Source organism: Haloferax prahovense DSM 18310, from assembly GCF_000336815.1.
GTDB lineage: Archaea > Halobacteriota > Halobacteria > Halobacteriales > Haloferacaceae > Haloferax > Haloferax prahovense.
This window is the reverse complement of record NZ_AOLG01000035.1, coordinates 61505-74078: the sequence shown is the minus strand read 5'-3', so window position 1 is coordinate 74078 and position 12574 is coordinate 61505. Positions and strand designations below refer to the sequence as shown.

At 56.1% G+C, this 12574-nt stretch carries 11 protein-coding genes; 4 read left to right on the top strand and 7 right to left on the bottom strand.

The window, feature by feature from the left end; all coding sequences use genetic code 11:
• Window positions 1-62 precede the first annotated feature (62 nt).
• The 3 genes from C457_RS11040 to C457_RS11030 all read right to left on the bottom strand — a co-directional run bounded on the left by C457_RS11040 (window position 63) and on the right by C457_RS11030 (window position 3515).
• Complete coding sequence (locus tag C457_RS11040) at window positions 63-1202, bottom strand: universal stress protein (protein ID WP_008094630.1); 1140 nt, start codon at window positions 1200-1202, stop codon at window positions 63-65.
• A gap of 5 nt (window positions 1203-1207) precedes the next feature.
• Entirely contained in the window at window positions 1208-1870 is a 663-nt protein-coding gene (locus C457_RS11035) for a potassium channel family protein (RefSeq protein WP_008094628.1), read from the bottom strand.
• A 115-nt stretch (window positions 1871-1985) separates the two neighbouring features.
• A complete protein-coding gene (locus tag C457_RS11030; protein ID WP_049913556.1) occupies window positions 1986-3515 on the bottom strand; it encodes a TrkH family potassium uptake protein in 1530 nt (509 codons plus the stop codon).
• Between the two features lie 346 nt (window positions 3516-3861).
• Here C457_RS11030 and C457_RS19670 point away from each other — a divergent pair, with 346 nt between their 5' ends.
• Complete coding sequence (locus C457_RS19670) at window positions 3862-4608, top strand: winged helix-turn-helix transcriptional regulator (RefSeq protein ID WP_008094625.1); 747 nt, start codon at window positions 3862-3864, stop codon at window positions 4606-4608.
• Window positions 4609-4711: 103 nt separating this feature from the next.
• The gene (locus tag C457_RS11020) at window positions 4712-6934 is read left to right on the top strand and encodes an amino acid permease (protein ID WP_049913544.1); all 2223 of its coding nucleotides are present in this window, start codon (window positions 4712-4714) and stop codon (window positions 6932-6934) included.
• A gap of 53 nt (window positions 6935-6987) precedes the next feature.
• Here C457_RS11020 and C457_RS11015 read toward each other — a convergent pair whose 3' ends face one another.
• The 4 genes from C457_RS11015 to C457_RS20345 are packed head-to-tail and all read right to left on the bottom strand — an operon-like array spanning window position 6988 to window position 10497.
• Window positions 6988-7431, bottom strand: coding sequence for a universal stress protein (locus tag C457_RS11015; RefSeq protein ID WP_049913543.1), 444 nt, complete (start codon window positions 7429-7431; stop codon window positions 6988-6990).
• Window positions 7432-7485: 54 nt separating this feature from the next.
• Window positions 7486-7911 (bottom strand): hypothetical protein, encoded by a 426-nt coding sequence (locus C457_RS20080; protein WP_152420004.1) that lies wholly within the window; start codon window positions 7909-7911, stop codon window positions 7486-7488.
• Window positions 7908-10343, bottom strand: coding sequence for an amino acid permease (locus C457_RS11005; RefSeq protein WP_008094615.1), 2436 nt, complete (start codon window positions 10341-10343; stop codon window positions 7908-7910). The genes C457_RS20080 and C457_RS11005 overlap by 4 nt, the downstream gene beginning before the upstream one ends.
• On the bottom strand, window positions 10336-10497 hold the full coding sequence (locus C457_RS20345; RefSeq protein WP_161611444.1) for a hypothetical protein: 162 nt from the start codon (window positions 10495-10497) through the stop codon (window positions 10336-10338). Before C457_RS20345 ends, C457_RS11005 begins: the two co-directional genes overlap by 8 nt.
• A gap of 229 nt (window positions 10498-10726) precedes the next feature.
• Between C457_RS20345 and C457_RS11000 the strand changes: the two genes are divergently transcribed.
• Both C457_RS11000 and C457_RS10995 read left to right on the top strand, forming a co-directional pair.
• On the top strand, window positions 10727-12340 hold the full coding sequence (locus tag C457_RS11000) for a TrkH family potassium uptake protein (RefSeq protein WP_008094614.1): 1614 nt from the start codon (window positions 10727-10729) through the stop codon (window positions 12338-12340).
• Window positions 12340-12558 (top strand): hypothetical protein, encoded by a 219-nt coding sequence (locus C457_RS10995; RefSeq protein ID WP_008094612.1) that lies wholly within the window; start codon window positions 12340-12342, stop codon window positions 12556-12558. The genes C457_RS11000 and C457_RS10995 overlap by 1 nt, the downstream gene beginning before the upstream one ends.
• Window positions 12559-12574: the final 16 nt, after the last annotated feature.

Genomic DNA, 12574 nt, shown 5'->3' with positions numbered 1-12574 from the left:
CGAGGCGAAGTATCTCACCTGAGGCCTCTTCACGGATGCGGGCCGCCACCGTTTCTTGGCTTTCAGTCAGATCCATTACTGCCCTCCATTGCGTCCATACCTTGTTTCCAGCGATAGTAGAGCGACCGCATCGTCCCATCTGAATCTCTGGCCATGAGTACTGTTACGTCACTCCGCTGAGTGAGTGTTTGCTGAACACGCTCGAAAACGAGGCGCTTCAATCGGGATTGCTGTTCAGGGGCACCGATTACGGTGAAGTCGTGCGTCTGTGCTCTCTCGAGGATTACAGCCGTCGTATCTGTCGATTCTTGAAGTTCTGTGTCTACCGTCACGTCTGGACCCAAGACGTATTCTGCGAATTTGAGGAGTTCAGTGGCATCAGATTTTGCTTTTCCAGATGCGTCTGGGTCGATTACGTGTAGAACGGTGACTGGTGCATCAGCAGCGGTGGCTACCGCACGAGTGGCTTCCGCAGCGAGCGCGGAGTGTGGTCCTTCCCCGACCGGGAGCAGTACCGAATCGATGGCCTCTGCTTCGGACTCGGCCAACGAAGCGACCGTATGTTCTTCGATGTTAGGGATATACAACGCGCCCTCCCCGCTTTGGGTTCCAAGGTTCTCGACGAACACGTCGCATTCGGCCTCTGCAAGGACGGTATCTATCGTACTACGAGAGAGAAGCCCTCCGTCACCGAGGCCCGTTCCCCGAAGCAATAGTACGGCCATTTCACTGCCCGACGCGAGGACGTCCAGAATCCCGCGCGTCGTGTCAGTTACTACTCGAACAGTCGCGTTGATGGAGAGTGCTGGATCGAGATCTCGAGCAATATCGACAATTCGTGCCAGCTGGGACTGTCGCTCGTCAATAAATTTGAGTAGTTGAGTCGTGTCTGGTGTGGGCTGTTCGTCCGCTTCGATGTACCCTCGAACGGTATTGAGCGAGGCTTCATCGTCCACGGCTGCGAGTCCGAGTAACTGGACTCGACCGTCGTTGTCATTGGCGAGAGCAAGTGCTGTCTGTAGAAGCCGTCGAACGTTGATTCTGGTTTCTGGGTCGAAGAGTCCACCAGTTATCGGTACGACGACAGTGTAGTCCGGTGTGTGAGTGACTGGTCTACTTCGAATTAGTTCGTCACTTCTCGACTCTCTTTCGGGGTGTTGGACGGCGACTCGAACCTCGGGTTCCGTGTCATTAGCTGGCATTGGAATCACCTGGTGAACGCGGCCGTAAGTCGGTCATTCGCTCCGTTTCTGGCGAACACGGTCACGGTGTCACCTGCCTGAACGTCGGTACCGCCTCGTGGGATGAGCAGTTCACCATCTCGGACGATTGCGACGATGACCGTCTCTTCGGGGAGGAGACCATCCTTGTCGGCGTCGCTCAGACTGAGCCCGGCGATTGGCGCTCCCTCGTCGACCGTGAGCTCGAAGATTTCGGCTCCGCCAGCGATTTCCATGAAATCTTGGATCTTCGGCCGTTGGACGGCCCGATAGAGGTACTGTCCGTTGAGTTCGTGTGGACTCTCGACGATATTTACGCCGAGGTCACCGAAGAGTTCGATATGCTGCGGATCGTTGATCGAACTGACGAGGTTCTCGACGCCGTACTGCTTGCCAAGCATCGAGATCATGAGGTTCACCGAATCGTTCTCTGTCGTCGAGATGAGTGCGTCGGCCTCTTCGATACCTGCTTCGAGGAGGATTTCCTTCGAGGCGGCATCGGCGTTGATGACCATGCAGTCGTAAGTCACGCTCACCTCTTCGGCTAGCTCTGTGTCGCGTTCGATGACGACGACTTCGTTGTCGTCCTGGGTTGCGAGTTCGATTACTTTGCTTCCGGTGCGGCCTGCGCCGACGACGATGATGTACATTGTGTTCGTGTGATGGGGTGTATTTAACGGACGAGTCTCGAGAGCTCTCTGCGTACACCGGCGGTCCCGGGACGTCGAGGACAGCCGGTGTGGAAATTTCCTGGTGGTACATGGTTCACCGCCGGAAGATGCTGTTTATCATAACGAGCACGGGAATGATCTCGAGGCGACCCATCCACATCTGGACGATGAAGAGAATCTCCGCGACGACCGGCATCCCAGGACCGGTAATACCGGAGGACAGCCCAACGGTCCCCTGTGCGGTCGCGACCTCGAAGATCGCGTCCGCGAGGGTGAACTCCTGCGGGAGTACTGCGAGCAAGACGAACAGGGAAAGGCCCAGGAGGACGAGATACGCGAATGCGAACGTCGCAGCAGCGCGAATCTCGTCGTTCGCTTCGTCGGCCTTGAAGACCTGTTGACCGATTCGGAGGTCATCGATGGCGTGTTCGGGGAGAAACACGCGTGAGACTTCCCAGTTGATTCCGCGGCCGATGATGTAGCCGCGGAGGATTTTGATCCCCCCAACTGTCGCCCCTGCGGACCCACCGAACAACATCGCGCCGAGGACGATGAACATGACCGCCCCGCTGTTCCAGTCCCCAATCGCGGACGTCTGCCAGCCAGTGGTCGATGATGCGCTGATGAATTGGAACAACCCATCCCGGAACGCTTGGCTCGTCACAACGCGTCCCACGTAGCCGACTGGGCCGCCATTGTATGGGACACCGACCCATCGAGCGAGGAATGCCGTCAGACCGATCACACCGACGACGAACAGTCCGAACATCGTCCTAACCTGCGGGTCGCTCGTGAACTCCCGGATATCACGCTTGGAAAGCACACCGTAATACACGGGAATCGAGATGGCCCCCGTGATCATCGCCGGGATATGGACGAGTTCCATAGCGTAAGAGCCGTAACCGGCGATAGAGTCATCGAGTGTACTGAACCCGCCTGTCGATTGCCCAGTCATCGCGTGATTGACCGCATCGAAAATCGTGGGCTCAATCCCGTAATTAGGCGCGACGAGGAACGTCGCTGTGGCGAGATAGACCGCGACCAGGGCTGTGATGCCGACGTAGACCTTCCAGATCGCACGCGCGGTCCCCGCAATGCTCGGCCGTAACTTCTCGTTTCGGGCTTCCGACTGGTACAGCGAGATGCCGGCCGTACCGTGTGGCTGCCGGAGGATCGCCAACGAGAGAACGATCATCCCTGCGCCGCCGATCCACTGCATCTGTGACCGGTACCAGAGGAATCCGCGGCCCACGGACGGTTCGCGGACGCTCATCGTCAGACCAGTCGTCGTGTACCCGCTCATGCTCTCGAAGAACGCGTGTAAGGGGTTCTGGAAGTACAACAGGCTCGATTGATAACCCGCCCCTGCGGGGACGAAAGACTCGAGGACTGCTGGCGGCGTGATGTATGCCGCGATAACGAACGGGAGCGCCCCGAAGAACGCGGTTGCGGCCCATCCAAGGGCAGCAACGATCATCGCGTGGTGTCGCTTCGGTTCCGGGGCGTCCTCACAGAGTTTGTACGCAAGCCCACCGACGAACGCGGTGATGCCTGCTGCGATGAGAAATGACAGCCCGGAATACCACTCTTGGTAGAGGAGAGATACCAGTACTGGGACGAGCATCGACCCACCGATGAGGACCTGAAGTCCGCCGATGTCCCTGATAACTGTCTTCGAAGCCGTGAGGAAATTCAAGCGACCAGCAGTAGACGTCGGGGATGAGTTGGAATGAGACATAGTTCAGTGGTCCGCGTTTCAAAGGGTGATTATCTGGTTTTGTGACAGGAGGCTCCGCACGTCGAAGCCGATCCTCGTATCTGTTCTCCACCAAATTCCCCAATGTATATAAATACACCGGTTAGATTGCTTAACGAGTAAAATCACACGGTCTGAATTGTTTAAACCGAAATGGCAATGGAGTCGGTACAAGTCCAAATCGATTATCTCCCTGTAACGTGACGAGTCAGATATGAGCGACCGTTTGGATGAGGTAGACAAACGAATCCTCTACCATCTGGTTCGGGACGCGCGAAATACGTCCGCGCCCGAAATAGCCGAGGAAGTAAACGTCTCGGCGGGTACGATTCGAAATCGAATTTCACAGCTCGAAGAATCCGGTATTCTTCGGGGCTATCACGCACTCGTCGATTATTCGCGAGCAGGCGGCCGTCTGACTAACCTCTATATCTGTACCAGTCCGGTTCCAGATCGTGACCGGCTCTCGAAACAAGTCGCCGAAATCCCCGGTATTGTCAGTGTTCGACAGCTGATGAAAGGCAGAAATAATCTCCACGTGACTGCTGTCGGTGATGATATGCAGGAACTCAACCGGATAGCGAACGACCTCTCCGCGATTGGGCTCGAAATCGACGAGGAGAACTTGCTCCAGAGCGAGCAACTGCTTCCGTATCATAAATTCGGCCCAGAGGCGTCACAGGATGGCCATACGATTGCGGACTTTATGGAACTCTCTGGCGGTGCCGAAGTCGTGGAGCTTACAGTCTCTTCTAATGCTGACGTTGCAGGCCTCACGTTGCGTGAGGCGAACGAACGTGGGGTTATTCAAGCGGACGTTCTGGTGGTTTCAATCGAGCGTGACGAAGAAATGTTAACACCTCGTGGAGATACGACGGTCCGCCCAGATGACCTGGTAACGCTCTTCTGTCGAGGTGGACTGACGAGAGAAACCGTTGAAGCATTCGGCGACCACAAGTGAGTAGGAACCCAGAGAGAGACCGGCCGTTTTAACCCACTGCTTTCTCTCGGGGGTATCAATGAGCCTGTCGCGTGGTTTGATTCTGCCGGAGGTTAACTAACAGATGCCAAAATCACTCGAACGTGACCTCGGTCTGTATGCAACGATTACAATCAGTATTGGTGCGATGATCGGCAGTGGTATCTTTGTCCTCCCTGGACTCGCTGCCAAGAAGACGGGGCCGAGTGTGATTCTTGCGTATCTCCTCGCGGGGTTAATCGTCTTGCCGGCCGCACTCTCGAAAGCGGAGATGGCGACCGCAATGCCAGAAGCTGGCGGCACGTATCTCTATATCGACCGAGCGATGGGTCCACTTCTCGGAACGATTGCCGGGATCGGCTCTTGGTTTTCTCTCGTATTCAAGAGTGCCTTCGCTCTCGTTGGACTCGGAGCCTACGTCCTTCTCGTCGTCTCGATTCCAGGGGAGTATCTGGTGTTTTTGAGCCTTGGCCTCGGTGTCCTGCTCGTCGTCGTCAACATTGTTGGAGTGAAGCAGAGTGGCCGCTTGCAAGCCATTATCGTGAGTCTGGTATTGCTCTCGCTTGCTGCATTCACGTTCTCTGGAATCATCAACGTCGATGGTACCAATTTCGATCCGTTCGTCACACACGGAAACAGCGGTGTGCTCGCAGCGACGGGGTTCGTGTTCGTCTCGTATGCAGGCGTCACCAAAATTGCGTCCGTAGCTGAAGAGGTAGAGAACCCGGGACGGAATATCCCCATTGCGATGATCGGTTCGGTTGTCGTGATGATGCTCGTCTACACACTGACCGTCTTCGTCGTCGTCGGTGTTTCACCACCGAACGAACTGATGTCGAACGATATGCTCACACCAATGGCACTTGCTGCTCGGCAGTTCGCAGGTCAGTGGGGTGAACTTGTCGTCGCGGTCGTCGCGGTCTTCGCGCTCACGAGCATGGCCAATGCTGGCATCCTCTCATCGTCTCGATTCCCGTTCGCGATGAGCCGTGACGAACTGGCACCCCAGCGATTGAGTGAGGTCAGTTCCCGTTTCAAGACGCCAATCGTTTCCGTATTGCTGACCGGCGGATTACTGCTTGGACTCATCGCCTTCGTGCCGGTCGTCGAGCTCGCGAAGTTGGCGAGTGCGTTCAAAATCCTCATTTTCTCCATCATTAACGTCGCCCTCATCGCATTTCGCGAAAGCTCCCTCGAGAGTTACTCCCCGGAATTCACCTCCCCGGGGTATCCATGGGTGCAGATCTTCGGTCTCGTCGGTGGGCTCGTGTTACTCACACAGATGGGACCAGTCGCAATCGGCGGCGCGGTTGGGATTATTCTCATGGGCATTCTTTGGTATCTGGTCTACGGTCGGGCGAAAACGGAGCGACAGGGGGCAGCCCTCGATGCAGTCCGTCGGTCTGCGGACGCGCAGTCCCTCTCTCAGGTTGAACAAGCATTCGTCGATGAGGGTGGATCAGTTCTCGTTGCCATGGATGAACGAACTTCACAGAGCCGGGAACGGACGCTTCTCACGGCCGCGGCAAGCGTCGCGGCCCAGCGTGACGGGCAGGTTCATGCTGTTCGGTTCGAGGAGGGGCCCGACCAGCTCACGCTCTCATCGGCAACCGCAATGGACGAGTCAGACCGCGAGTTCGAGCGAAAGACACAGGAACTCGCTGAAGAGCTCCCTGTACCAATCCATGCTCAAGAAATCGTCAGCCACGATCTACGACGCGCTGTGATCAACTATGCTGCAGATATTGAGGCGGACCTTCTGTTAGGGGAGTGGGAACCTGACCGCTATCACGCAGAGTTACTCGGAAGTGACGTTGACTGGTTTATGGAACACGCACCTTGTGACACGGTCTTTCTCCGTGACCGAGATATCGACGACGTCAACGAGATCACCGTTATCACCCGCCGCGGTCCATATCGACCACTCAAGGTTACTCTCGCAGACGCACTTGCCGTACACCACGATGCGCGAGTCCGATTCCTTACTGCCGTTGACAAGGACGCCCCTGATGAACAAGTGACTGCGACTCGAGACTACCACCGTGAGCTTGAGACATTATGTGAAGCACCGACCACGAGTGAAGTGGTTCGTACGTCAGACCTCCTCGACGACCTCGTTTCAGCAGCTCAAGAGACTGATGTAGCCGTCATCGGAACAGTTGCGCATTCACGTATTCACGAGTTTGCATTCTGCGATCCCGCAACAGAGATCAGCGATCGATTGGACGCAACCGTCTTGTTGGCCCATCCACGAGAATTAAAGAGTCAAAGTTTCGTTCGGGGAGTCGTAGAGAGAATCGCATTCTAACTGTATCCACGCCAGAGACACGACCGCTCTCCTCAGGGGACGTCTAGTAGATGTCAGGATGGCTGCTCCGAGGGGTCAGGCAGCACGAGAACCGGTAAATCGCTCTCGTTCACGAGCGTTGTCGTCACATCTCCAGTGAGTAGTTTCAGCCAGCGGCTTCCCCCTCGAGGAGTAAACACAATGGTGCTCGCGTCGAAATCGTGCGCGGCAGTGATTATTGCGTCACCGACATCGGTTCCGTATAGATACTCGGTCTGGAGGGCTATATCGACACCCTGGAGTCGATCTCTCAGGATCTGAAACATCTCGTCGGCAGCGAGTTCGCGTTGCTCAACGGACGCCTTGTCGGGGGCACCACCAGCTTTCTCGATGACGTGAACAGCGATCACTGTGCTAGGGCTGCCGTCGACGTATGGAATGAGGGCTTCTGCTGTCGCTGCAGCATCGTCCTTGTTAGCGACTGGGACAACAACGCGACTGAATAGGGACTGTGCCATTGAAATCACGATACTAAATCGGGGTGGATGCGGCATAAAACACTTGACGGGGAGTCAGAGCAACGTGGTGAGCACTGTTGAATACGTCATTCGAATCACCCCCGCTCCGAAGCCAAAGCCGATGAACGAGGCCAGAATCGAGACTTCGTTGTGGATTCGGCCCTCGCCCTCCGTCAGGAAGGCGAGACCGATGAGCGAGCCGGTCCCGAAACAAATGACCAACCCCGAGAGGAACCCAAGCCACGCGAAGTAGATATCCCCGGTGAGGGAGAGAAACTCGTACGACGGAGTCCAGACACCCAGTACCATGAGTGTGTACCCACCAATTAGGTACGCAAAGAAGAGCACCCCAATAGGAACGAAAAGCGGTACCGAAACACGTGCTCCGACGAGACAGAGCTGTTCTATCGTTCCGGCGATTTGCCCGCCTAGGGATTGATTCGGCGGGTCGAACTCATCCGAATCAGTGGGTGGGTTCATGTTCTCACCGACTCACCGAGATTAGTTGCTTTTGCCCCTTTCCCGATCCATTTCCTGAGGAATCCGAAAATCGCCGAGTGGACGGGCCGGTGTTTCCGAACCATCACGACTTCACCGTCGAATTCTTCACCTACTGTCTCAGGCACTTCACCAAAGAGGACGCGACGGAGGATCCCCTCGCCTGCTGCGCCGATGATTACGGATTCGAAGCCTTCACTACGCGCATACTGGAGAATCGTCTTTGCAATGTCTTCACCTTCCTGCACAGCGGTGTCAACATCAATCTCCGATTCTGCCAGCGACTCCTGTTTATCAGCTAGGAACGATTCCGCTGTATCGACATCTCCGTCGGTTACGACGTGGAAGAGCGTCACATCAGCACCGGTCGCCGCGTATGCGACTGCAAAGAGGTCGGCGAGCTCCGAGTTCGCACCTCCCGCTGTCGGAACCAGTACACGTCCCGGTTTAGGTGATCCGTCGGTTTTTACCACTGCAACGTCACACTCCGCGTTCTCGACGACGGTGTCGATGTTCGAGCCGAGCACGTAGTCGGAGACTCGTTTCCGCTGTCCGCGCCACCCCATGAGGACGAGGTCGCTATCGCGCTGATATGCGATGTTGTTGATGCTTCTCCCGATGTCGTGGCCGATGGTCACGGTCTGATGAACGGGGACGTCGTCCGGAGCGTACTGCATTGCTTCGTCGAGGAGTTCTCGCTGTTCGCTTGCGTATCGGCGTCCCTCTGAGAGTGGTGTCTGTTCAGGAACCGTTGCGACGCTCGTGAGGAGAACTTCGCCGTCCTTGTGGCGAGCGACCGCACTCCCGGCACGGATGAGCTGTTCAGCGTTCTCCGGGTTCGCAATCGGAATCAAGACTTGATACCCACGGTCTTCAGCTGCGCGTTCTTCGGTAATGAGGCGCGTTTCTTCTTTTGCTTCCGTCTCACGCACGCGCCCGCGAGAGTAGAGGAAGAAGATACCGACGCCGACAAGGATCCACGCAATCGCCCCGTACCACGCGAGCGGGCTGTAATTGAACAGATAGACGGCGAGGGCAAGCTTGGTGATAATCCCGATGATGGGCACGTAGGGGAAGAACGGCATCACGTACCCATAATCGATCTGGTCTCCCCACTCCCGGCGTATCACGATAGCGGCGTAGTTCACTTGGAGGAACAACAGGAGGAACATCACGTCGGTCGCGGCCGCGACGGCCTCGATCGGAAGCGCGACAGCCATGAAGATGATGAGTGCGCCAGAGAGTGCTGTTGCAATGTGGGGCGTCCGCTTTTCCGGGTGGACCTCGCTGAACGCATCCGGCAGGACGTGGTCTCTCCCCATCGCGAAGGAGACACGCGTCGACGAGTAGGTCGTCGCGTTGAGTGCAGATAGCGTTGAGAAGATACCCGCCACGAGGATGACGACCGTCCCGTACGGCATAATCTGTCCCGCAGCACGAGCGAGACCGAGTTCTCCGAGGTGGCCGAGGATTTCCCAGACTGCGGCGTCCTCGATAGTATCCGGGACCGGAGGTAGGTTCGTCGCTCCGTGAGCCCCCGATGCAGCACCTTCCTGAGCCAGTTGGAAGAGGTCGGGCGTGACCGTGACTGCACCGATGAGTACGATCGCCACGAGCATGTAGATCGTGACGACGACAGACATCGAGTAGAAGACTGCTTTCGGTACAGATTTCTTCGGGTTAACGACCTCTTCGCCCGATTGAACGATAATCTCGTACCCCTCGAAGGCGATGAAAGTCAGTCCCATCGCGATAAATACACCACTGAGGTCTCGTGGCAGGAACGGCTGGAATCGACTGGTCGCTTCGGCGGGATTTCCGAAGATGTAGCCCAACCCAAACGCGATGAGGATGAGGATGACCGTGACCTTGACCATGGTCACAATATTGCCAGCGAGTCCAGTCTCTTTCGCGCCACGGAAATTGATGTACGCGAAGAGTACACCAGCGAACACTGCAAATATCTTTTCTGGGCCGATCGTGAGTAAGAATAGATCGACCGGCTCGAAGAGAACGATACCGAAGTAATCGGTCAACAGTAGGTGGACGAACGCACCGAATCCGAGCGTGTACAGTGAACCGGCGACAGCGTGGGCGAACCAGGACATCCACCCAGCGAGGAATGCCTGCGACCGACCGAGCGCTTCACGAACCCAGAGATACCCACCGCCAGCTTCGGGTATTGCTGACCCCAGTTCGGCATACACCATCCCTGTAAAGATGGTGATGAAGCCGTTGAAGGCAAATGCCATTACGAGTCCAGGGCCTGCCTGCCCTGCAGCAAGACCAGTGAGGACGAAGATACCGGCACCGATCATGGCACCGATACCGATCATCGTGATATCGAATACAGAGAGGTCCCGGGCGAGGTCCTCGTTATTACTGTGGCCCGGTAACCCTTCGTCGTCACTCATTGGAACCACCGTCCATAGCGTCGCTGAACGGGCCTTTCTGGTACTCGCCGGAATCTATTTTATCCACGACGTACTTGCCGTGTATAACGGCGGCTTGGAGTCCGACCCACGCAAGCAGCGTGAGAATGGCCCCGAGAATCAGCGTGGATACCATGTGTTTTTGAGTTTTCCACACACCATTATAAAAACTACCGTGGAGATACCTGAATCTGGTATATAAATTGTATGGGGCTGGCGAAACATCTCAATACCCCATTCTGGAGGCTGGGACTTCGCACCGAAGGTACTGATCGGAAAAGGGCATTTTGCGTTACGTAATCAGACAAGCTATCTCTACGGACAAACCAATCAGTTTAAAGTGCCGTTCAGTAAACGGAAACTGTATGGCCAATCGTCTTGGGACAATTGCTCGCGACCTCGGGCGGATGCTCGAGGCGCTAGCAGGTCTCATCCTCGTTTCGGTTCTTATCCCTCTCGTCTGGCGAGAGTGGTGGGTCGTTCCTGGAATGGTTCTTTCAGGTATACTCCCCCTGCTCGTTGGAGTTGGACTCTCTCGAACCTTCCAGGACGCAGAGGATCCGGGTCGCCTGCACGGAATGATGATCGCTGCCTCTGGGTGGTTCTTCGTCGCAGTCTTCGGCTCTGTCCCGTTCCTGCTCATTGCATGGACTGCTCAGCTCGATCCGGGGGTTCTCAATGTCCCTGTTCGATTTACGACAACGGGAACAGAAGCCTATAGCACGCTTGCAGCGTTTCAGAACCCGCTCAATGGCTTCTTCGAGAGCATGAGCGGATTCACTGGGACAGGCCTCACGATGTCTGTTCATGAGGACGTCCTACCACACACACTCCAGTGGTGGCGCTCGTTCATCGAGTGGGTCGGTGGAGTCGGGGTTATCGTCCTCACGACGGCGATTCTCGCTCGCCCGGGGAGTGGTTCACTCACGCTCTACGAGAGCGAGGCGCGCTCGGAAAAGATCCACCCGAGTATCGTTTCGACCGTCCGCACGATCTGGTGGATTTTCCTGCTCTTTACGTTCTTCTCGATTCTCGTCCTGTGGCTCGCAGGGATGCCGATGTGGGACGCCATCAATCACGCGATGACCGGACTCGCCACCGGCGGATTCTCGATTACCGACAACTCGATTGCGACCTACGACAGCGTCGCAATCGACTTCGCGCTGATTCCGATCATGATCCTGGGGAGTATCGCGTTCCCGATCCACTATCTTATCCTGCGGGGAGACCTCCGGAATCTCTACAGAGACCTCCAGACGCGGTGGGGCTTCATTTTCTTCGGACTCGGAACACTGATTCTGACAGCCCTGCTGTTCGATCAGGGGTTCTACCAAACAGAGGCGATTGTGGTTGCTGGCATCGTGCTTCAGGGACAGGCAGCAACGCTCTTTCAGACGTTCCGGTTTGCCTTATTCCAGTTCGTCTCGGCGGCATCCTGTACCGGGTTCCAGACAGCAGGGTCACTCGGTCCAGGATGGTCGCCGCAGGCGCAGTTGACAGTCACGTTCGGAATGGTCGTCGGGGCGGCAGCGGGGTCGACTGTCGGAGGAATCAAGCTCATTCGACTCCTTACGCTTGCCAAAGGCACTCTCTTCCGTATCCGTGGAGTGTTCTACCCTGCGAGTGCGGTACGGACGTTCCGCCTTAACGGACGCGCACTCTCAACCGAAGAGGCTGCCCAAGAGTTCGAAGAAGCCGCGATTATAACGTTCCTCTGGGTTCTCTTCTTGGGTCTGGGGGCGTTTGTTCTGATGCTTTCGGTCCCTATGGGACCCGATGGGTTCACGCTAGAAAATGTTCTATTCGAGGTCGCCTCTGCTCAAGGGAACGTCGGCCTTTCGTCGGGGATCACTGGGCCAGGAATGCCCACAATTACGAAAGTGATGTTCCTATTCAATATGTGGATCGGCCGACTTGAGATCATCCCAGTCCTCGTCCTCCTCCGAAGCATCTTCGTCTCAATGGAGGTCTACGAATAATGCACCTCGAAAAGATTCCGTTTGTTGGTACTCTCCTCGCAGCAGGAGCAGACGACACCGTATTCGATATACTCCTCCTCCTGGGACCTCTCGTGATCGTCCTAATTACAATTCTGGGCCGCACATCACTCACAGTTCTACTCGCAGTCGCCTACACGAGTGTGTTTGTTGGTTATATTGCCTACAAAAGTATGGCCACTACGGAGAGTAAAACTTAGCAGGCCTCAGATTAAC